Genomic DNA, 20,798 nt, shown 5'->3' with positions numbered 1-20,798 from the left:
CGGAGTGGATAACCGCGTTGACCTTACGGATAATGAAACGCGTGGAGTTGAAGAGGCGATTCGGCCCGGACTTCGTAGCAGCGCAGCAGGCCAGGTACGCCAACCGCCCCAGATCTGGTCGGCCACTGACCTACGACATCGCAACGCTGGAGCAGTACGAGCCCTGGCGGCTATGGCTCGATGCGCAGCTCGCTCTGCTGCCAGCCGCCGACGCCCAAATGTTCGAGGGAAAGCTATGGCTGGACGAAAGCCATTGGCCGTCGATCTTCGAGCTTGCCGCAGGCGCGGCCCTCCGAACGTCTGGCTACGACGTCGTGTACGAACGCGAGTTCGACGGCAAGACGCCTGATTGGACTGCGTTGAACGAGGACGGCAGTCCGGCGATGTTCGTCGAGGTGCACACCGACCAGCCATCCAAGGAGACCTACGGCCGCATCCGGGGGTGGCAGTCCCTCAACCAACTCATCGCCAAGATTCCCGTCGGTGTTGTTGTTGCGCTTGCTGGATCCCCCAACGGACCGCCCCGGCCGCCCGACGCGGGCACGGCTAAGAAGCTCGTCAAGGAGCTACGATCCCGCCTGCTTCGCTCACCGTTGACGTCGTCCGTCCACGCGCACGGATACACCTTCGTCGTTCGCGCCAACCGCTTCGGCCCCTTGAACTCACCAAACGCCCCGTACGCATTCTTCGAGGCGCCGAGTGGAATCGCCGGCCCGGTCACTGCGGAGCGGCTCCGCCGAGAAGTTGATGGTAAGGTCCGGAAGTACGCCGCTATCGCCGAGCGGTACGACGTGCCCTTGGTCGTGGCCGTCGGCGCACACCGCTTCACCGGCGTCGACCTAGACGATGTCGACCGCCTGATTGCCGGCCAAGCCGTCATCACATTCCAGTTTAACCCCGGTGACACATTCATCGGCGACCGGACCATCAACCTCGCGCACCCACCCCGCTGGACCATGCCGCCCGAGCTATCAGGGCTGCTCTGGTTAAACAATCACCCCCCGTTTGAGGCCACGGCACGCTTGAACTCCCAAGCAGCCCGCCCGACGACTATAACAGCTCCGCCTAGGGATGGTAGCTCGCTCCGAGGTGCTCTGCCAGACGAACAAGGAATGCGGCTTCGCTGAGGAGCAGTGTGGAAAAGACCTGGTACGCGAGCCCTGCGCAGGCGCAGCAATCGGCTGAACGGTGGGCCGCGAGCGTTGATCGCGCCGGCAAAGTCGGTAGCGTGCATCACACGGTGCCAAGGTTCTATCTGAAGAACTTCTCAGGCCATAAGGGCCAGCTACTCGTCCGCGACCGTGAAACGGGGACCGCGAGCGTCCGCAAAATCGATGATCTCGGTATCACCGATTTCTACACCTTCTTGGCTCAGGATGGCGAATACGATTCCAGCATGGAAGAAGCTTTGGCCCTCGTGGAAGGACCGGCATCAAAGGTCTTCAGCAAACTCTTGAGCCCCTTCCAGGGACCCGGCTCGCTATCGGGTGCAGACTTGGCCACCCTCGCACAATTTCTGTCTTTCCAGCTTGTACGAGGACCTCGGCGGCGTCGCGAGAGCGAACTCCTGGCAGACCTGTATGTCAAGATCCGGGCAGGCAGCATCTTGAGCGACGAAGACCGACGAGATCTCCGCGTAATCCCGCACCAGAATGAACATATCCGTCTTCTGGGACGCCTGGCGGAGAGTCTGTATCCGCATCTGCTCGGGTGGCCGGTGACCGTCATCAATCTCGATAAGCCCCTGCTGTTGACATGTGATGAGCCCGTCGTTGTTGACGTCGGCGATGATTGGGTCAATCACCTACCCGAGTGCGGGCGTACCCGCCAGCAGGCGGCGCGGGACGAACGCCGAAGCCGAAAGCGCGGTAAGGAACATCGCACGATTATCCACCTCTATCCATCGCGGCCATCAGGCCTTGAGCTCGCCGACGGAATCGTACTGCCGTTGACCCCTCGCTCCATACTGTGCCTGGGACGCGTGGAAGCGGAGCACGGCAGCATATTACGCTTGACCGGTGCTGACGCCCAGGAGGCTGCAGCAACTCTAAATGAGCAGCTCATCAGCAACGCCTTCGGCTGGGTGGCGAGTCATCCCCAGCACCCTTCGTTTCGCACGTTGGAATTTCCTCCGGTAGGCAACCTGATCAGCCTCTGTGATGGTCGTAGTGTAATGAGCCGCGAGTTGCAGAAACCGCCATCGCCACGTCGGCCTACCCGCATTCGCAAGAATTAGCTGCGGCGAGCCGCTGACGAGCCAGGTTGAGAGCCAATTTGGCGGCTGAACATTCCAATCCCCTCGGCAATTCTCCAACGAACTCTCATCGGCAGACGCGGGAGTCGAGCCGCTCGTCGTACATGGTCACTCGTCACACAACGTCACCGGCCGAACGCATCAGCCGGTCCTGCAGCGCTAAGGCAGAGCCGACCCGTGAGAAGCCGATTGACCCCGATGCAGCTTCCTGCATGAAGCCGTACCTTCCTCTGCGCCAGCCATTACGCCCGATAGCTACGGCTACGGCAGCGGTCACCTGGTCCGTGATGCAGTTGCACGAAGTGCCGCGAGGCGAGGAGACGGTCCGCACGTCCGTCGTCGCAGCGCTGTCGGCGCCCTCGGCGCGTGGCGGTGTGCCGAGACATCACATCGAGCCCACGGCCTCGGACCGTAGGTCGGTCAAGAGGCTACGAGCCTGGTCGCCGGTCACAGCGTCCGCGAGGAGGTTGTCGTAGACCCGCTGATAGACGGTGATTTCCTCGGGATCAGTCAGTGTCAGCTCGCGGGTGTAGGTCTCGATGGTCGCGAAGGTGGTGTCATCGGGCATGGTGTAGACGACGAACGGGTGTGCGTGGACCGCCGAGGGTCGGGCGCCGGTTCGGAGAATTGCCACGTTCACGCTCGAGAGCGTCGAGACCGACAGGATCTTGTCGTATTGCGCGGCAAGTGCGTCGGACGCCACTGGGGAGAATCGCAGTGCGGCCTCCGAGATGAGGAATTCGTACCGTCTTCCAGCTTCGTAGAGTGCTGCCTGCCGTTCAATCCGCGCTGCGGCTGCTTTCGCCGTGTCACCGATTCCGAAGACGTCGGCGAGGGCGAAAACATTCCGGGCGTACTCGGCGGTTTGGAGCAGGCCCGGCACGGCAGAGTTCTGGAAGACCCGCATCTGCGTTGCGTCGGCAAGGAGCCGGGCGATGGTCCGCTGATGTTCGGCGCGTCCACCGGCCAGCGTGCTGTCCCAGATGATCGCCGCTACCTGGATGGACTCTGCGATGTTCACCAGCTCGGCAGCGACGTCGGCTGGCGCGTCTGTGGCGGCCACCCATGCTCGGACGTCGGCGACGGATGGTTTCGTTCGACGGTTCTCGATTTTGGAAACCTTCGACTGCGACCAACCCAACAACCCGGCGAGCCGCGTGGTCGACAGGCCCGCGTCCTCGCGTAGCTCACGTAACTGGGCGGCAAGCCTTGCCCGGTCGTCCGTCGCGGCGCTCACCAGGATCTACGTATCTCGTCCTGGACCAACGGCAAGTAGTCCAGTAACGGAACGGAGTAGCGCATCGCGAGATCGCGCTGCCCGACGAAGCCGCTCACCTTCCTGGTTGGCTCCATGGCCAACCGTCGGCCCTCGTGGTCGTACTCCATGATCACGGCGAGAGCCTCGTCCAGCAGCCAGAAGTCGCGCGTCATGGAGTTCAACGCCTCGGGGTGCGTGGCGCGCTCCGCGATGCGGACATCCTCGCCAGCGGCAACGTTGCCCTGATAGCCCAGTAGCTCGAATCGAAGGTAGTCCGACAGCGGACGGTCCAGGACGTGAACCCGGCTCCAGGACGTGCCGTCTCGCACGCTGTCCGCGACCATCCGTAGCCACGGATCGGTGTCAGGATCGCGGGGCGGGAGCGGTAGCCCTTCCTCGAAGGCGCGGAGCAGCTCCGCCTCGCCGGCCGCGGTGTAGGAACTCAACGTTTCGAGCCGGAACACCGACTGCCGCGCGCTGCGTAGCAGGTCGATCAGCTCATCCATCTGCATCAGAGTGTCCGTTCTGTCGCCACCTGTCGATCAAGCCTAGTCGAGCGTGACGACTAGTCGAACGGGTCGCCTTGTGGCAGTCTCGATCCTACGCAACGAAGGGAGTCGACATGACAGATGGGTCCGGACGCCCGGTCTGGCGCAAGAGCTCGGCGAGTCTCAACGGCGACTGCGTGGAGGTGGCGTCATTGCCTGATGGCGTCGGGGTGCGCGACTCGAAGAATCCCGACGGCGGGGCGCTCCGGTTCACGCGTTCGCAGTGGCGGGCGTTCCTGCTGGGGCCCGGTCGAGGCGAGTCTGTGGATCTGTGATCAGCCCGGAACGTGAGCAGGTGTGCGCCTGGCTCGGTGGCTGTCGCCCGAGCCAGGCGTCACTGCGCCGATGGGAGCAGTCAACTCAAACGCATTTCCGGCGCTAGAGAAGATCGTCGAACTCGCCCCTCGCCGTGCCGTGCAGGAAGGAAGCGAACTCTCCCTTCTTGAACACCAGCACTGGGCCGTGGGGGTCTTTGGAGTCGCGTACGCCGACTACCTCGCCTACCCACGCTACCTCGACGCATTGGCCGCTCTGTTGGGTCTTCGTGCTCTTTCGCCAGGTAGCGTAGCTAAAGTCGATCATGCAAGCTCCTTCACTGCGTCCTGGATCAGCGACGCCGAGTCGTTCGGGCTCAGCGCCATCGCCCTCAAGCGATCGAACGCTTGAACTGCCGCTTGGACGTCCGCGTCTCCTTCAGGATAGAGATCACCGGCCATGGTCTCGATGTAGACGACATCCCGATCCGCAGGATCGGCGAAGCCGAGGACGACGAACGAGCCAGGGGTCCCGGGATGGGCGCCGGTCTCGAACGGAATCACCTGGACGTCCACATGCGGCAGGTTCGCGATCGTGCCAAGCTGCTGCATCTGCTCCACCATGGTCTGTGGGCCGCCAACCTGTCGACGGATAGCGGCCTCGTCGAGAACGACCCACAGGGCGGGTGGGTCGTCGCGATGCAGAAGGGACTGTCGGCGCATCCGGACCTCGACCCGCCGTTCAATCTCCTCCTCCGTGAGACGAGCCACGCCACCGCGCAGGATCGCACGGGTGTACCCCTCGGTCTGGATCAGCCCTGGAATCGAGATCAACTCGAAGTTCCATATCCGCGACGCGTCCGACTCGAACCCGATGTATGTCGCGTAGTCGTCAGGGATGCTGCCCGCATATCGATGCCACCAGCCACGCTGTGTAGCCGTCTGGGCGACCTCCACGAGGTTGGCCACCGTTGGCGCGTCAGCGCCGTACGTCATCAGCAACGCCCGTACGACGGGCACCCGGACGCCGACGAGAGCGCGCTCAACCCGGGACAGGTGTGAGGGTGAGATCCCCGCGTTAGCTGCAGCTTCTTCGATTGTCATGTGGATGGACCCGCGCAGGACGTTCAGCTCGCGGGCGAGCCGCCTGCGTCGCAGGGTGGGCCAGTTCGGCATCGGGACAGCATGCCACGTCCAAACAGACTACCCAAGACAACTTGTCTCGATCTAGTCGAAGCTGTAAGACTAGGCGCGCCTAGCCGACTAGAGCTGTCGGGTCACACATGGTGGCTGACGGATCCGCAGACACGACCGGGAGGGGACGCATGAGCCTGTCAATGCCAAGTCATCCCGGAATCGTCGACATCAGAATGGCGGTCTGCCCGCCATGCCCAGGTGCGGCGCAAGGGTCTGACGTCGGTCGACCTCGTCGGCCGTTCCGTCCCCAGGCGACAGAGGTACGTGCCCGAGTGACCGGCAGCAAGGGCTGCCCGGACAATCTTCACCCGCTCAGGCGTCTGCTCATCTGCAACAGCTACGCCCTGCCGCTCTGGTCGCTCAGAGCGGGAGTCAAGAGGTGTAGTCATCGCTCGCCCTATGGCTACTACTTGAGTCTTGCGGACGCGGCGGCAGCGTGGTGCCCGACCCGCGACGCTCTGAAGCTCCGTGGCCTGCTCCGAACGGCGGCTGAACCCGAGCCGGCCTGGCAACCGCTATACAGCCGCACCTTGATGCCTGTCGAGGTGGGCGGTGCCGACCAAGTTGGCACTCGCCTAGCCGACCTGCACTCCCACCAGCAGTCGCGGGGATGGGCGGCGGCGGGCGTCCATCACCTATCCGAACGTGTCTATCAGTCGTGAAGGGGCGTGGGACTCGTGCTCGCTGATGACTTCTTCCGCCTGGCTCACCACGACGTCGACGGTCGACCTCGCCTACACGCACGGGCGATCGAGATAGGGCTGGCTGCGGCGCTGGTAGGCGAATTGATGTTCGCCCAGCGTGTCGAGATCCGTGACGGTGTCCTGGTGGTGGTCAATCGGACCCCTCCCGATGACGCGTTGTCGCACACGGTGCTGGACGCGCTCGTTCGGGAGGCAGAGCGGCACGGGGTGCGGACATGGCTGGAGTACCTCTCCCAGGAGGCGCGGACGCAGGTCACCGGCCGGCTGGTGCGAGCGGGTCACCTCAAGGCGGTGTCCGCTCGTCGCTTTCTGGCGCCGACGGTTACGACCTTCGTGCCGACGGATATGAACAAGGCGGCGTGGCCGTGGCTGTCGTTGTCGATGCGACTGCGTGACGGCATGCCGTTGGACTTTCAGCGCGCGTGCCTGGCCGGACTCACCGTAGCCACCGGCCTGGACAAGTGGCTGCTCGACGGCGCCAATCCGGCCACCTACGCCTACCTGCGACATGTCGTCTCCCGCCTTTGGCCGCCGATGCGGGAACTGCTCGCGCACACCGAGGCCGCAATCGGTACCGCCGTGCTGTCCCACCGCACGTGACCTTCACCCCCTCTTGCTGATCCACCCCCACAACTTTCGGAGCCGTCCTGTGACCAGTCCACCTGCCCGAGCCAGCGTTGTCACCTCCACTCTGGCGGCGAACCGTCTCGGCGTACCCGCGGTGGTGTTCTTCGTGATGAGCGCCGCCGCGCCGCTGACGGTCGTCGCGGGCGGCGCGACCACGGGGTACGCGATCACTGGTGTCACCGGCATCCCGGTCGCCTATCTGGCGACGGCGGCGATCCTGGCCCTGTTCGCGGTCGGTTACGTGGCGATGAGTCGGCACATCCTCAACGCGGGCGCGTTCTACACCTACATCACCCACGGCCTCGGCAAACCCGCCGGTGTAGCCGGGGCGATGGTCGCCCTGCTGGCCTACAACGCGATGCAGATCGGCCTCTACGGCGGGTTCGGCGCGGTTACCGCTGACTTCGTCAACCCCCGCCTCGGCGTCGATCTCGCCTGGTGGGTGTATGCCCTGGTCGCTTGGCTGGTCGTGGCTGTGCTGGGGCTGTCGCGGGTCGATTTCAACGGCAGGGTGCTCGCGGTGATGCTCACCGCCGAGATCGGTGTCGTGGTCGTCTTCGACGCGGTGATGGTCACCCACCCGTCCGACGCCGGATTGAGCCTGGCCACACTGTCACCGGCACATCTGATCGGCGCCGGAATCGGTGCCGCGCTGGTCACCGCGATTACCGGGTTCGTCGGCTTCGAAGCCACCGTCGTCTTCTCCGAGGAGACCCGGGACCCGCGTCGGACGATCGCCCGCGCCACCTACATCGCGGTCGTCGTCACCGGTCTGCTCTACGGCGCCAGCGCGTGGGCGATGTCGGTGGCCACCGGCCCGGACCGCATCGTCGCCGCAGCCACCAGCGACGGCACCGACCTCATCTTTTACCTGGTGGCACCGCACGTCGGGCAGACCGTGGTGACGGTCGGGCAGATCCTGTTCATCACCAGTCTGTTCGCGGCACTGCTCAGCTTCCACAACACCGTCGCTCGCTACGCCTTCGCGCTGGGCCGCGAGGGTGTGCTGCCGGCCTGGCTGGGGCGGACTCGCCGCCGCAGTGGCGCGCCCGGCGGCGGCTCGATCATCCAGACCGCACTTGCTCTGGCCGTCCTCGTCGGCTACGCGATCGCCGGGGCGGACCCGATCGTGCACCTGTTCTTCTGGGTCACGGTGACCGGCGGGCTGGGTGTGCTGCTCCTGATGACCGGCACCTCCGCCGCCGTCGTCGGCTACTTCGCCCGGCATCGACACGGCGAGCCGATGTGGCACCGGCAGGTCGCCCCCGGCCTGGCGACGCTCCTGCTCGCCGTCGTGGTGTGGGTGACCCTGGCCGAGTTCGCCACCCTCCTCGGCGTCGGCCCCACCTCGCCGCTGCGGTGGATGTTCCCCGCCGCCTACGCCGTCGCCGCGACCGTCGGCGCCGGCTGGGCGCTGGTGCTGAGGACGACCAAACCCCAGGTGTACGAGGCGATCGGCCTCGGCGCGCACAGCGCCACCGCGTTCCGCCCCGCCGGTACGCCGTTTGCGGCCCGCACCCGGAGTTGACAGTGAGAGGCGCTGCTTCGATGACCAGCACCGCATCGCCGGCGGGGATCCGCCGCGCCGCCCGCACCGACCACGACCGCCTCGTCGACCTGCTGGCCGACGCGTTCCACGACGGACCGGTCGCGGACTGGCTCGTCCCCGACCAGTCCGCCCGCCGGACCATCTACCGCGACTATTTCCGGGTCTGGATAGAGCACGCTCTCGAATATGGGGTCGTCGACACCGTCCGCGCCGGCAGCGAGATCGGCGGAGTCGCGCTCTGGTACGACCTGCGTGACCCGATGCCGGAACCCGGCGACGGCGGACGGCTCGCCGCCGCCTGCGGCCGGTGGCGGCACCGCTTCGACCTGCTCGCCGACACCTTCGCCGAGCACCACCCGACCTGGCCGCACTACTACCTGGCCTTCCTCGCCGTCGCCCCACCGCAGCAGGGGAAGGGGATAGGTAGCGCCCTGCTGCGCTACCACCACACCCATCTGGCCAGCCTCGCCCTACCCGCCTACCTGGAAGCCAGCAACAGCCGCAACCGGGCCCTGTACCAACGACACGGCTACCACAGCGACGGCCCGCTGCACCTACCAGAAGGCGGTCCGCCGATCTGGCCCATGCACCTGCATCCGCCCGCATCGTCACCGACAGGCGAGAACGGGGCGGAGCGGTGAGCACGACCGCGCGTCCGCCGGCGGTCGACGAGACCTCGCAGTCGGCCGGGGGGCCAACGGCCGAAACTGGCAACTGGGCAACCGACCCGACCCCTCGGCTTACCGGGACCGGGCCTGCCACCCGCGCCGACGTCGCGGCCCAGTGCGCGCGTATCGCCGTCCGGCATCTCAGTGCGCAAGGCCACCTGCGCAGCATCCTCACGGAGGCGGCGAACCATCTCGACGCGGCGCAGCACCTACTCCCCGTCGAGATTCACTACGTCGAGCAGGCAACCGACGTCGGCCTGCGGTGGGCGGAGAGCTCCGTCGCCGCCGCCCGCTACGTCCGCACGGCCCTGTTCCTCACTGAGCACGTCTTCGCGCTGCCAGCGGCCCGTTCCGACTCCTGGGAGACCGGGACTGGCGACGTGATGGGCCGGGTCCTCGTCACGCTCGCTGCCGGGCAGCTGCGCAATGCGCTGACCCAGCTTGAGGGTCTCGAACGTGGCCCGAGCCCGAAGAGGACCCGCCGCTGACGGCGAGGCCCTCGTCTCGGCATATCGGTGTGGCCGAACTGCCCGCCGTATCGACACCCGCTCAAGCACCGTCCCCGCAAACAAGGAGAGGGAATCGTGAGCAGCAGATCAACGCTTGCGCCATACGGCCGCTCGACTGTCGCTGTGCTGGCCGCCGGAGCGGTCTTGGCCCTGGTCGCCGTGACATCGGTCATCGCCCGGCCGTCTCAGCCGCCGACGCCGGCTCACGCCGTCGCCTCCGCAGGGCCGTCGCCGGCTACGGCGCCGACACCCGTTACCGCCCGGGATCGTCTCCCTGCCCTCGCCGCCCGGCTCGCGGCCACGCCCGACGACGCACACAGAGGCCCCTACACATACGTGCACACGCACCAGTGGGCGCGGGCCGGGAACGTGCTGGCCCGGGTTGAGTCCGAGCAGTGGCGGCATCCGAACGGCTCCGGCCTGATCGTCGAGCGACGCCTTCCGGACCGGGCCGGGCTGACCGGCCGGCCCGGCGCGAAAGATCTGGCGGCGTTTCGGCGGGCTGACGCGACAGGGGAGGAGTATCTTCCCGGGCGCCTCGCCCCGGAACTGCCCGAGCCGATTCCAAGCGAACCGGGCGCCCTCGCCGCACAACTGCTCACGATTGTGCCCCCGCAGAGCGGGCCCAACGCGCTGGTCACCGCGGTCGCGAACATCCACCGGGCGCACTACCTGGACCAACGGCAGCGGGCCGCAGTCCTGCGTGTCTTGGCCCCCATCCCGCGGCTGCGCTACGACGGCGACGTGACCGACATCGCCGGACGATCTGGCTTCGCCGTGACGGTGACCAACGGTGGGTCGACCACGACGTTGGTCTTCGACCACGACACCGGGGCGTTGCTCGCGTATCAGGAAACGGTCAATACGCAGCCGCCGTCGCTGTTCCAATACCAGCTCTTCACGCATGGCCGGCGATCGCGCCCCGGCCGCTGATCGGCCCGGCGACCTACCCGACGGCGACGAACGTGGGCGCCCCTGGAGAAGAAGACAGACCCGAAGGCGTGGTGATCTGGTGAGCGATCTACCAAGATTCGTGCGGGCGGAGCCGGCCGACGTCGACGCCTGCGCCCGGCTGATTGCCGACGCATGGTGCGATTTCGACCAGGCGGCGTGGCTCGTCCCCGACCGGCGGCAGCGGCGGACAATCCTCGGCGAAGTCGCTCGTATCCATCTCGAACACGCCTTGTTCTACGGCACCGTCGAGGCGATCAGCGACGGCACCGCTGTTGCCGTCTGGTTCGACCGCTACCGACCGCTGCCCTCACCGCTGGACTACGAGCAGCGGCTGTGCACTGTCGCCGGCAGCAGCTGTCATCGATTCGCGGCGCTGGGTAAGCTGCTCGACGACCACCGTGCCCCCGACGGTTACGAGCATCTGGCGTTCGTCGCGGTGACGCCCGGCCTGCGGGGACGCGGTCGTGGCCTTGCCCTCGTACGGCACCACCTCGCCAAGCTCGACCGGGCGGACATTCCAACCTACGCCGACGCCGCGGCGAATTCGGCCCGCGAGTTCTACCGGCAACTCGGCTACACCCCGACCTGCACCGTGGAGGTGCCCAATGGCAGCCGCGTCTGCCTAATGTGGCGCCCGGCCTCGGGCGTCGACGACGAAACCGACTGACCACCCACGGCCGAGCCGGCCGCACGCTGATGGCCGTTGCGGTAAGGAAGAAGACAATGGCGCGTCGATTGAAAGTGCTGACACCGGAACGGTCACCGCGTGACCTATTCGGTGCCCGGCTGCGTGATTTCCGGCTGCGCCGAGGACTGTCACAGAACGGCCTTGCGCGATTGGTGTGCCACAGCCCGGAGACCGTCGGCGCGGTGGAACGCGCCGAGCGGTGGCCCAGCCGAGACTTCGCGCGAATGTGCGACGAGGTACTGGAGACAGGGGGTGAGCTGCTGGACCTGTGGCCGGCCGTGGACAAACTGCGGGAGGCCAGCGACGGCCGACGTCGTCGCGGAAGCGTCGCCCCGGCACAGTAGTCGCTTCCAATGAATCGCTCACAGGGTCGCCGATACCGCCTTGTGCCGCTCGTCGCTGCCCATTGGCGAAACGCAAGACTGTCCCTATTCGTACAACAATTCCGGCAGTGCATCTGTACGAATCGTAACCCTGGTGCCCGGTGGTGACGCAGGAGCTAATGAAGGCGGACGAGACAACAGTCCCGTCACCTTCCACTCAAGGAGGAGGATCGAATGGGACCAGGTAACCCGGCCGTCACGGGAATGACCGAGACAGCGTCACCGCTCGGTGGAAGCGATCGAGGCGGGGCGAGCGCGACCGACGGATCCTCGGAGACGGTCAGGAGCTTCACGTCGGTGGGGGACGCGTCCCTGTCACTGGGCCACCGCACTTACTCCGGCACCGTCGCCACGACCGAGCGGCTGCCCTGACACGCCGGCCCGGCACGGCCCGAAGCCGGGCTGACAGCCAACGTTCCTGAAAGTCGGGGCGCCGGACGGGCACCCCCCGCCACGCCCGGCGCCCCGCGCCTTCGGTCTTCGGAGAGATGCCCCATGCCCGAACCACCGCAGATCCCGCCCACCCTCGGCACCGCCACCGGCCTGCGGCTGCGTCACGAACACTTCGGCGCGCTGGCCTGGAACACCAACCCACGCCGCATCCACCGACTGCCGCCCGCCGCAACGGCGTTCACCCTGCTCCACCAGACCCCGCGGCCGACCCAACTCAGCGAAGCCGAAGCGGCACACGCCCAGTCCCGCCTGGGAATCGACCCGGCCGCATGGGCGCACCACACCAGAGAACTCCTCGCGCAAGGCATCCTCGTGCCGGTCGACGCCCCGGCAGAGCCGGTCGACACGGACGACATCGACGAGGTCGCGTCGCGGATCGCCGCCCAGACCCCCACCGTGCCGGTACTGAAACCGCTGTGGGTCCACCTGCAGCCGTTCACCCGCTGCAACCAGCGCTGCCTGCACTGCTACTGCTCCGGCGGCCCGCAAGCCGACGACTTCCTCCTCGACGTCCCGACCTGGTTGTCACTGGTCGAAAAGCTCGACGACTACGGGGTCCTCGACATCTACGTCACCGGCGGAGAAAGCCTCCTGCGTGACGGGTTCTTCGCCATCGCCGAAGAGATCCTGGACCGGGGGATGGGGTTCGGGGTCAGCACCAACGCGACCGTCCTGTCCGAGCGTGTCATCGCCCGGCTACGACAGTTGCGCATCGGTAGCGTGCAGGTGTCCCTCGACGGCGGCACGCCGGCCACCCACGAACTGATCCGCGGTGCTCCCGGCTCCTTCGCCCGCACCCTGAATGGAATCGACCGGATCAGCGAGTTCTGCGACGTGGTCATCAACACCGTCGTCAACAGAATCAACCTCGGCGAGCTGGAGCAGGTCGTCCAGGTCGGCATCACGCACGGCTGTCGCCAGTTCAAGTTCTTCCCGCAGAAGCCAGTCGGACGCTCCAGCCGCGACCTGACACTCTCCGACTCCGAGATCATGGACGAGCTGCGCGCCGAGTGTGCCCGCCTGGCCGACGCGCACGGAGTCGGGATCGAGACCGTCAATCCCGGGCAACCTTGCGGCAACGGGTCGATCGGCTTCGCCGTCGACCAACGCGCCGACATGTACCCCTGCATCTTCGGTGTCGAAAATCCTGCCCAGCGGTGCGGCAACCTGCTCACCGACAACCTGGACGAGGTCTGGTTCACCTCCCCGATCCTCGCCGCCTTCCGAGGGGAGGTGCCCACCCCGTGCCGGCGCTGCGAACGCTGACCCCCACCAGCCCGAGTCCCCGGGCGCGGGTACTGCTCTACGCGCCCGCCCTGTCCGACCTGCACTTCAAACAGCGCCACGTCGACGGGGAAGCCCTCGCCCTGCACGCCCACCTGCGAGCCGCCGGCCACCACAGCACCCTGCTCGACGCCTACTACCGCGCCCGCCGCGCCACCGCCCTCGATGACGTGATCACCCAGCAGGGGCCCTTCGACGTGCTGCTGGTCCACCTGTGGACCTCCGACGCCTACGGGCCACGACTACGCAGCATCGCCGACGAGCTGGCCGCGACCCGGGCCCGGCACCAGATCCCGGTCGTCGGCTTCGGCCCCCTGGCCACCAGCGCCGCCACCGAGCTACGCCACCACCAGGCCGTCGACCACACCATCAGCCTCGGCCAGCAGCCGACAGCGATCAGCAACGCGACAGTGTCCGCCGTGATGGCAGACGCCGCAGCCCACCTGACCGGTCACACCCCGCTGACCGCACTCACCGACGCGGATGTGCCGTACCAGCCCGACGCGGTGGTGTCGGTCAGCGCCAGCCGAGGCTGCCGCAGCCGGTGCACCTTCTGCGCCTACAACGCCGACATCGGCGGCGGCTGGACCCGGCTGCCGATGGCCGCAGCGGTCGCCGACATCGCACACCTGCATCACCTGACCGGCGCGACCCGGTTCGCGTTCGCCGACACCGACTTCGGCGGCACCCGCGCCGCCTGCGCGCAACGCGCGGCCGAGCTGCTCGACGAGCTGCACCAACGTGGCCTGGCCGGACGGCTGCGGATCAGCCTCAACATCCGCAGCGAAACCCTCGACCCGGACATCCTGATCGTGCTGGCCGCGGCCGGTGTCGACGTCATCCTGATCGGCGCCGAGTCGCTCAACCCCGACACGCTGCACCGACTCTACGGCAAACGCCAAGACCTCGACCACCTGCATCAGGTGGTAGCGGCAGCGGATACGGCTCGCATCACCACCGTCGCCAGTTACATCCTCTGGCACCCCTGGCAGACCCTTGAAGGACTGCGACTGGAACTCGCTGCCATCGAACGCTTCGGCCGCCATCGCATACCGCAGTTCATGGCCCGTAGCCGGCTCCTGGTCATCCCCGGCACCGTCACCGAACGGCACATCCGTGGCGCGGGCCTGCTCGACGCCGCTCCGTTCCGCCGTGCCTTCCGCTTCGCCAGACCGGATGTCGCCGGCCTCTACGACGCGCTCGCCGCCTGGTTCGTCCAGAACGTCACACCCGTCCTACCGCGGCTGTCCGAGAACCGGGCAGACGACCTCAAGGCCCTCGCCGAGTTGAAGATCGCGGAATGGGAGTGGTTGACCGCCACGCTCGGCGTCCCCACCGCCACCCCGACCGGAGCAGCCACGTGACAGATTTGATTCTCGGCCTTCACGCCGGCGCGAACTCAGCAGCCGCCATCGGGCACCCGGGACGGCTCTTGTACTGCGTGCAGGAAGAACGGCTGACCGGCGCCAAGGGCTACATGGGCTTCCCGACCCAGGCCGTCACCGCCTGCCTCGACCACCTCGGCGCCAAGCCCGACGACATTACCCATGTCGCCTATGGATCCCGATCCGGCGCCACCGAGCACTGCCCGCGTGAGGAGTTCCTCCGCCGACTCGGCACCTTCCACCGCCGGCCCGACGCGGCGGAGCAGGAGACTGCGCTGCTCGCCGACGAGTCCCCGGCCATGCAGAACCGGATCCGAGGACACCTGGCCGACCTGGGAATCACGGCGCCCGTCAGCTTCACCGACCACCACCTCACCCATGCCGCGACCGCTTACTACGGTTTCCGCGCCGACCCCCACAAGCGGTATCTCGTACTGACCTGCGACGGGTTCGGCGACGGTGCCTGCGCCACCGTCTCCCTCTGGCACAACGGCCACCACCACGAAATAGCCCGCACCGACCTACGCAACTCGATCGGCCTGCTCTACTTCTGGACCACCCACGCCTACGGCTTCACCCCACCCGAGGACGAGTACAAGCTCATGGGCATGGCCCCGTACGCCAACCCCGAACGGGCCGTCGAGATCGCCAGCATCTACGCCCGCTACCTCACCCTCGACGCCAGCCGGCTCAGGTTCGTCCGCCACACGGCCGCCAGCCTGGAACAGTCCTGGCCCGCCATCGCCGCCCAACTCCACGGACATCGGTTCGACGACGTGTTCGCCGGCCTCCAACTCTTCACCGAAGACCTGCTCCGCGCCTGGACCGCCGCCGCCATCGAGCACACCAGCATCCCTGACGTCCTCGCCGGCGGCGGCGTCTTCATGAACGTCAAGGCCAACCAGCGCATCGCCGCCCTACCCGAGGTCCGCACCTTCGCCGCATTCCTGTTTTCGCTGGGTTGTTCTGGCCCCACCTCTCCAGATAGTTCAGGCCCCATGTCCGTGATCTGGGTAGATGTGCCGATGTCTGCTCTGGATTGAAGTGGCCCCACCAGACAGTGATGGGTGTCTAACGATGTTCTGGAAAGTTCTGGCCCCGGGAGGTCGTCGTGGTGCGGTGACACGCCGTTTTAGAGGTGGATGCGGCTTCTGTCTGTCTTGTGATGCGACGCTTGGGCGTCGGTCATGTCGGGAGGCCGGGATTGCTGTCGCGTGTCGAGGTGTTCGAGCGCATCCGTCGTGATCGGCGGTTGGATCCGCAGGTGTCGGTGCGGGAGTTGTCGGAGCGGCATGGTGTGCATCGGCGCACGGTGCGGCAGGCGTTGTCGTCGGCGGTGCCGCCGCCGCGTAAGGGGCGTTCGGGTGGCCGGCCGTCGGTGTTGGCGCCGGCGAAGGACTGGATCGACGCGATGCTGCGGGAGGATCTGCGCGCGCCTCGTAAGCAGCGGCACACGGTGGAACGGATCCGGGTGCGGCTGCGGGTTGAGCACGGCTTCGACGCCGCGGCGTACTCGACGGTGGCCGAGTACGTGGCGCGGCGCCGTGGCGAGATCGAGGCCGAGGCGCGGCAGGCGCGTCGGCATCTGGAGGGCACCGTGCCGCAGTTGCATGAACCGGGCGCTGAGGCCGAGGTCGACTTCGCCGATGTGTGGGTGCGCCTGGCTGGGGAGCCGGTGAAGTGCCACTTGTTCACGCTGCGGCTGTCGTACTCGGGCAAGGCGGTGCACCGGGTGTTCGCCTCCGAGGCGCAGGAGGCGTTCATGGAGGGTCACGTCGAGGCGTTCCGGGTCCTCGGCGGGGTGCCGACCCGGCATATCCGGTACGACAACCTCAAACCCGCCGTCAACCGTGTCTGCTTCGGCCGTACCCGTATCGAGTCGCAGCGGTGGGTGGCGTTTCGCTCTCACTACGGGTTTGACGCGTTCTACTGCCTGCCCGGCGTGGACGGCGCGCATGAAAAGGGCGGCGTGGAGCAGGAAGGTGGCCGGTTCCGCCGCACGCACCTGGTCCCGGTGCCCGAGGTCGACACGCTCGCCGAACTCAACGAACGCATCGCGGCCATCGACGCCGCCGAGGACGGCAGGCAGTTGCTGGGCAGCCCGGTCACGATCGGGTTCAACTTCGCGGTGGAGGCCGACCGGTTGACGCCGCTGCCGGCCGAGGACTTCGACTGCGGGATCACCCTGACACCGACCGTCCGGCGGGACTCGCGGATCGTGGTGCGGCAGAGCTACTACTCGGTGCCGGCCCGGTTCATCGGTCGGCAAGTGCGGGTCAGTTTGCGCGCCAACGAGTTGGTGGTGTTCGACCGCCACCAGGTGGTGGCCCGCCATCCACGGATCACCCGCCGCTACCACTACCGCGACGACCTTGACCACTACCTGGAGATCTTGTTGACCAAGCCTGGCGCCTTCGCCGGGTCGACGGCCCTGGCGCAGGCCCGCGCCGAGGGAACGTTCACCGCAGTGCATGACGCGTTCTGGGCTGCGGCGCGTGCCGCGCACGGTGAGGCGCACGGCACCCGGGCGTTGGTCGAGGTGCTGCTGCTGCACCGGCGGATGCCCGCCACAGCGGTGCTGGCCGGGATCACCGCCGCGCTGGAGGCCGGGTCGACAAGCCCGGACGTCGTCGCGATCGAGGCCCGCAAGGCCGACCGCGATGACGACGCAGACGCCCCTGTCCCAGCCCACGACGTGGACGACACCAGCACCGATACCGCCGATGCGGTCGAGCCCGGCGCGGCAGCCGAGGGCGGCGACATCGACGACGAGTACGCCACCGTGATCTCACTGCCCACGCGCCGACCGGTGGCCCTGCCCGAAGACACCCGCCCGATCCCGTCGGTGGCGGTCTACGACCAATTGCTATCCCGAACTCCGAAAGGCAACGCATGAGCACCGCCACCGTCCCGGCCACCGCGCCGGCGTTCGTCCGCCCGCAGCGTGTCCGCGCGACCGCGCCCGGCCACGACCCGGTCGACGCCGCGATCGACGAAGCCTGCCGGCTGCTGCACCTGCCAACCGTCCGGAACAGCTACGACGAACTCGCCCACGAGGCACTGCGGGACCGGGCCACCTACAAGGAGTTCCTGTCCGATCTGCTCGCCGTCGAGTGCACGCACCGCGAAGAGCGCCGCAAGCAGCGGCTGGTCCGTGATGCGAATTTCCCCCGGCCCAAGCGGCTGGAGGACTTCGACTTCGCCGCCAACCCCAACATCACCCCGGAAGTGGTCAACACCCTGGCCGCCCCGGCCTGGGTGCGCGCCGGACAGCCACTCTGCCTCATCGGTGACTCCGGCACCGGCAAATCCCACCTGCTCATCGGGATCGGCACCGCCATCGCCGAAGCCGGGCTCAAGGTCCGCTACACCACCACCGCGAACCTGGTCAACGAACTCGCCGAGGCCGCCGACGACCGGCAACTGACCAAAGTCCTCACCCGCTACGGCAGGGTCGACCTACTCTGCCTCGACGAGTTCGGCTACCTCGACCTGGACAAAGCCGGCGCCAAACTGCTCTTCCAGATCTTCACCGACCGCGAAGAACGTCGCGCCGTCGCGGTCGCCTCCAACGCCCCGTTCTCCGAGTGGAAACGCACCTTCACCGACCCGCGACTCTGCTCCGCGATCGTCGACCGGCTCACCTTCAACGCCAACATCATCGAGACCGGCACTGACTCATTCCGGCTGCGCACCACCACCAGCCGCCACGGCGACTGACCCAGACCCGTCCACCCCAGCTCACCACGGATCCAACAGACACCGCCGGTCGCCGGCGACCACAACACATCGAGCGTCTCATCCACGCCGGGACCAACGCGCGAGCCCGCTACCGGCCCCGCCGCCTATCCCGCTCCATCCTCGGCATACTCCGCCAACGTGAACATGACGGACTCCGGCGACGGCGTCGCGCTGACCGCAATCGTGCTGTCCTCGCCGATCCGCAGCATGAAGACCGGGTCGAGACCGCAGAAGAACTCGAACCCCTCACGGTCCTCCTCGCGGCGAAGCCTGCCCTGAGCCCGCCAGCCCACATCGACAGCGTCGATCCTGACCGCAATCTCGAAGCTCGCCAAGCAGGTCGACGCGTTCGCCCACCAGTCCAGCCACGCATCGCCCTCGAACCTGTCCACGACCGCATCGTCACACACGCACTGCGGCAAGGCCGTCACCACCGCCCCGGGCAACAAGCACCGGGCCGTCCAGGCTTCAACTGTCGGGAAGGAGCCCAGACCGGCCCGGTTCCCCGCAACGCTAACGGCCACTGCCTACCCCTACACGCCGCCGCGCCCACCCAACCGGGGCCAAAACAATCCAGAACACCCAACGGAACGCATCAATCATCGACAAACATGTGGGGCCATCACGGGCCGGAGTGCCACCCCGCCAACACCAGTGGGGCCTGAACTATCTGGAGAGGTGGGGCCAGAACAACCCGGCGAGAACACCGCATTCCCGTCCTGCGGGGACGAAAGCCTGCCCATCGGAGCCTTCTACCTCAGCAGCGCGAACACCGCCGGACACCGCCTGGTTGAGCCACTGGGCGACTGCTACCTCGGCGACGACATCACCGACGAACAGGCCACCGACGCCCTCACCAACACCAGCTACCACGTTCACCGGCCGCCGGACGTCGAGCAGACCATGGCAGACCTCCTCGCCTCGGGAGAGATCGTCGGTCGGTGCGCCGGACGCATGGAATTCGGCGCCCGCGCCCTCGGCAACCGATCCATCCTCGCCGACCCCGGCAACGCCGACCTACCCCGCGTACTCAACCGCCTCGTCAAGCGGCGCGACTTCTGGATGCCGTTCGCCCCCGCGATCCTCGCCACCCGCCAACACGACTACCTCGACAACCCCAAACAGATCGACAGCCCCTACATGATGATGGCCTTCCCCGCCCAGCCGACAGCGGTGCCGCAGATAATCGCCGCCCTGCACCCCGCCGACCTCACCTGCCGGCCGCAGATCGTCCCCGACGACGCTGACACCGGCCTCGCTCGTATCCTCACCGCCTACCAACACCGCACCGGCCGCGGAGTCCTGCTCAACACCTCGCTGAACCTGCACGGACACCCCATCGTCCGCACGGCGGGCGAGGCGCTCGCCGTTCTGGCCCGCTCCGACCTGCGGCACATGCAGATCGGCCCCTACCTCGTCAGCAAGGACGCCCTCGACCTGCGTCCGTAGGATGCGCGACCATCACTACTCGCCGCCGACATCCTCGATCTGAATATCCAGCGCCGCCGCCAGGGTGTACGACAGAGCGATCAGATCCTGATGAGCGATGACCGCCCCGCTCATGCTCGTCACACCGCCGATCCCAGCCAGGTTGCAGTTGGCAAACCGCGTACCCGCCATCGTCGCCTGCGAAAACTGGGCCGCCGTCAGGTCGCAGTTCGTGAACCGCACCCCGCTCAGATCCGCGTTCTGAAAATCCGCCTGCGTCAGATTGCAGCCCTCGAACACCACGCTGGCGAAGTCCGTAAACCGCCACGAAGACAAGTCGAGCCGACACTCCGAGACCGTCACGTCCCGCACAGCCCCGTTGATCCAGTGCAGCCCCGTCATCCGGCTGGCAGACAACCGCGCCCGGAGCATCGAAGACTTCTCCGCCCGCAGGTTCGCCAGGTTCGTACGCTCGAACAGGCAATCGGTGAAGGTCCCACCGTCAAGATGGCCACCGCTCAGGTCCGAGCCCCTGAAGCGACACTGCTCGAACTCGACACCATCTGCGGACTGCGCAGACATGTCAAGATCGAAAAAGCCCAGTCGTCGGAACGTCGCCTCATCGCCCAGAGCATGATCATCCGCGGTTGCGAGGTCCAGCGACGACGGCGGCCTGGGCTTCACCGGTGCCCGCCAACGAGCGCCACCACTCCGACGGGACGACCGCACAGTCATCTCCGCACGCTAGCCGAGGCGATCGTCCGCCCTCCCGGACCACACGCCGGCGCATTCGTACAGATGCGCCCAAGCGACAGCAGCCACAGTGCGAACACGGTCACTTAGGCCGGCCGCGCCCCGATCCCCGGGGCGCCGACACCGGCCGCTTCTCGGTCCGATGTCTTGCCCACAAAGGC

At 67.1% G+C, this 20,798-nt stretch carries 22 protein-coding genes; 16 read left to right on the top strand and 6 right to left on the bottom strand.

Annotation, left to right across the window (positions count from 1 at the left end; genetic code table 11):
* The first annotated feature begins 32 nt into the window (after positions 1 to 32).
* A complete protein-coding gene (locus ACQEVC_RS34610) occupies positions 33 to 1,127 on the top strand; it encodes a hypothetical protein (protein WP_432886314.1) in 1,095 nt (364 codons plus the stop codon).
* An 8-nt stretch (positions 1,128 to 1,135) separates the two neighbouring features.
* Positions 1,136 to 2,236, top strand: coding sequence for a DUF4238 domain-containing protein (locus ACQEVC_RS34605; protein WP_432886311.1), 1,101 nt, complete (start codon positions 1,136 to 1,138; stop codon positions 2,234 to 2,236).
* 403 nt (positions 2,237 to 2,639) lie between these two features.
* Here ACQEVC_RS34605 and ACQEVC_RS34600 read toward each other — a convergent pair whose 3' ends face one another.
* Together ACQEVC_RS34600 and ACQEVC_RS34595 are read right to left on the bottom strand one after the other, a co-directional pair.
* Positions 2,640 to 3,491: a helix-turn-helix domain-containing protein gene (locus tag ACQEVC_RS34600; RefSeq protein WP_432886308.1), complete on the bottom strand. Its 852-nt coding sequence runs from the start codon at positions 3,489 to 3,491 to the stop codon at positions 2,640 to 2,642.
* Positions 3,488 to 4,018 carry a DUF6879 family protein gene (locus ACQEVC_RS34595; RefSeq protein WP_432886305.1) on the bottom strand — a complete coding sequence of 177 codons (531 nt, stop codon included), beginning with the start codon at positions 4,016 to 4,018 and terminating at the stop codon, positions 3,488 to 3,490. The genes ACQEVC_RS34600 and ACQEVC_RS34595 overlap by 4 nt, the downstream gene beginning before the upstream one ends.
* Positions 4,019 to 4,134: 116 nt before the next feature.
* Here ACQEVC_RS34595 and ACQEVC_RS34590 point away from each other — a divergent pair, with 116 nt between their 5' ends.
* Positions 4,135 to 4,335, top strand: a complete 201-nt coding sequence (locus tag ACQEVC_RS34590; RefSeq protein ID WP_432886302.1) for a DUF397 domain-containing protein — start codon at positions 4,135 to 4,137, stop codon at positions 4,333 to 4,335.
* A 103-nt stretch (positions 4,336 to 4,438) separates the two neighbouring features.
* Here ACQEVC_RS34590 and ACQEVC_RS34585 read toward each other — a convergent pair whose 3' ends face one another.
* Both ACQEVC_RS34585 and ACQEVC_RS34580 read right to left on the bottom strand, forming a co-directional pair.
* Positions 4,439 to 4,642 carry a DUF397 domain-containing protein gene (locus ACQEVC_RS34585; RefSeq protein ID WP_432886299.1) on the bottom strand — a complete coding sequence of 68 codons (204 nt, stop codon included), beginning with the start codon at positions 4,640 to 4,642 and terminating at the stop codon, positions 4,439 to 4,441.
* The gene (locus ACQEVC_RS34580) at positions 4,639 to 5,490 is read right to left on the bottom strand and encodes a helix-turn-helix domain-containing protein (RefSeq protein ID WP_432886296.1); all 852 of its coding nucleotides are present in this window, start codon (positions 5,488 to 5,490) and stop codon (positions 4,639 to 4,641) included. The genes ACQEVC_RS34585 and ACQEVC_RS34580 overlap by 4 nt, the downstream gene beginning before the upstream one ends.
* Positions 5,491 to 6,179: 689 nt before the next feature.
* Between ACQEVC_RS34580 and ACQEVC_RS34575 the strand changes: the two genes are divergently transcribed.
* From ACQEVC_RS34575 to istB, 12 genes are all read left to right on the top strand, one after another.
* Complete coding sequence (locus ACQEVC_RS34575; protein WP_432886293.1) at positions 6,180 to 6,815, top strand: GOLPH3/VPS74 family protein; 636 nt, start codon at positions 6,180 to 6,182, stop codon at positions 6,813 to 6,815.
* A 136-nt stretch (positions 6,816 to 6,951) separates the two neighbouring features.
* A complete protein-coding gene (locus tag ACQEVC_RS34570) occupies positions 6,952 to 8,370 on the top strand; it encodes an APC family permease (RefSeq protein WP_432891879.1) in 1,419 nt (472 codons plus the stop codon).
* A gap of 20 nt (positions 8,371 to 8,390) precedes the next feature.
* Positions 8,391 to 9,032, top strand: coding sequence for a GNAT family N-acetyltransferase (locus ACQEVC_RS34565; RefSeq protein ID WP_432886290.1), 642 nt, complete (start codon positions 8,391 to 8,393; stop codon positions 9,030 to 9,032).
* A complete protein-coding gene (locus ACQEVC_RS34560; protein ID WP_432886287.1) occupies positions 9,029 to 9,547 on the top strand; it encodes a hypothetical protein in 519 nt (172 codons plus the stop codon). The genes ACQEVC_RS34565 and ACQEVC_RS34560 overlap by 4 nt, the downstream gene beginning before the upstream one ends.
* 96 nt (positions 9,548 to 9,643) lie before the next feature.
* Complete coding sequence (locus ACQEVC_RS34555) at positions 9,644 to 10,501, top strand: CU044_5270 family protein (protein WP_432886284.1); 858 nt, start codon at positions 9,644 to 9,646, stop codon at positions 10,499 to 10,501.
* Between the two features lie 79 nt (positions 10,502 to 10,580).
* Positions 10,581 to 11,189, top strand: a complete 609-nt coding sequence (locus ACQEVC_RS34550; RefSeq protein ID WP_432886281.1) for a GNAT family N-acetyltransferase — start codon at positions 10,581 to 10,583, stop codon at positions 11,187 to 11,189.
* Positions 11,190 to 11,218: 29 nt separating this feature from the next.
* Positions 11,219 to 11,554: a helix-turn-helix transcriptional regulator gene (locus ACQEVC_RS34545; protein WP_432886278.1), complete on the top strand. Its 336-nt coding sequence runs from the start codon at positions 11,219 to 11,221 to the stop codon at positions 11,552 to 11,554.
* 534 nt (positions 11,555 to 12,088) lie between these two features.
* Complete coding sequence (locus ACQEVC_RS34540; RefSeq protein WP_432886275.1) at positions 12,089 to 13,312, top strand: radical SAM/SPASM domain-containing protein; 1,224 nt, start codon at positions 12,089 to 12,091, stop codon at positions 13,310 to 13,312.
* A complete protein-coding gene (locus ACQEVC_RS34535) occupies positions 13,291 to 14,694 on the top strand; it encodes a B12-binding domain-containing radical SAM protein (RefSeq protein ID WP_432886272.1) in 1,404 nt (467 codons plus the stop codon). Before ACQEVC_RS34540 ends, ACQEVC_RS34535 begins: the two co-directional genes overlap by 22 nt.
* Entirely contained in the window at positions 14,631 to 15,758 is a 1,128-nt protein-coding gene (locus tag ACQEVC_RS34530; protein WP_432886269.1) for a carbamoyltransferase N-terminal domain-containing protein, read from the top strand. The genes ACQEVC_RS34535 and ACQEVC_RS34530 overlap by 64 nt, the downstream gene beginning before the upstream one ends.
* A 161-nt stretch (positions 15,759 to 15,919) precedes the next feature.
* Positions 15,920 to 17,611, top strand: coding sequence for an IS21 family transposase (istA, locus tag ACQEVC_RS34525; protein ID WP_432891876.1), 1,692 nt, complete (start codon positions 15,920 to 15,922; stop codon positions 17,609 to 17,611).
* Positions 17,608 to 18,435 carry an IS21-like element helper ATPase IstB gene (gene istB / locus ACQEVC_RS34520; protein WP_432886266.1) on the top strand — a complete coding sequence of 276 codons (828 nt, stop codon included), beginning with the start codon at positions 17,608 to 17,610 and terminating at the stop codon, positions 18,433 to 18,435. The genes istA and istB overlap by 4 nt, the downstream gene beginning before the upstream one ends.
* Before the next feature lie 125 nt (positions 18,436 to 18,560).
* Here the strand turns inward: istB and ACQEVC_RS34515 are convergent, their stop codons facing one another.
* Positions 18,561 to 18,848, bottom strand: coding sequence for a hypothetical protein (locus ACQEVC_RS34515; RefSeq protein ID WP_432886263.1), 288 nt, complete (start codon positions 18,846 to 18,848; stop codon positions 18,561 to 18,563).
* A 286-nt stretch (positions 18,849 to 19,134) separates the two neighbouring features.
* Here ACQEVC_RS34515 and ACQEVC_RS34510 point away from each other — a divergent pair, with 286 nt between their 5' ends.
* Positions 19,135 to 19,905: a carbamoyltransferase C-terminal domain-containing protein gene (locus ACQEVC_RS34510; protein ID WP_432886260.1), complete on the top strand. Its 771-nt coding sequence runs from the start codon at positions 19,135 to 19,137 to the stop codon at positions 19,903 to 19,905.
* A gap of 15 nt (positions 19,906 to 19,920) precedes the next feature.
* Here the strand turns inward: ACQEVC_RS34510 and ACQEVC_RS34505 are convergent, their stop codons facing one another.
* Entirely contained in the window at positions 19,921 to 20,619 is a 699-nt protein-coding gene (locus tag ACQEVC_RS34505; RefSeq protein WP_432886257.1) for a pentapeptide repeat-containing protein, read from the bottom strand.
* Between the last annotated feature and the right edge of the window lie 179 nt (positions 20,620 to 20,798).

Source organism: Plantactinospora sp. CA-294935 (assembly GCF_050936445.1).
In the GTDB taxonomy this organism is placed as follows: domain Bacteria; phylum Actinomycetota; class Actinomycetes; order Mycobacteriales; family Micromonosporaceae; genus Plantactinospora.
This window is presented reverse-complemented; position numbering and strand designations above follow the sequence as displayed.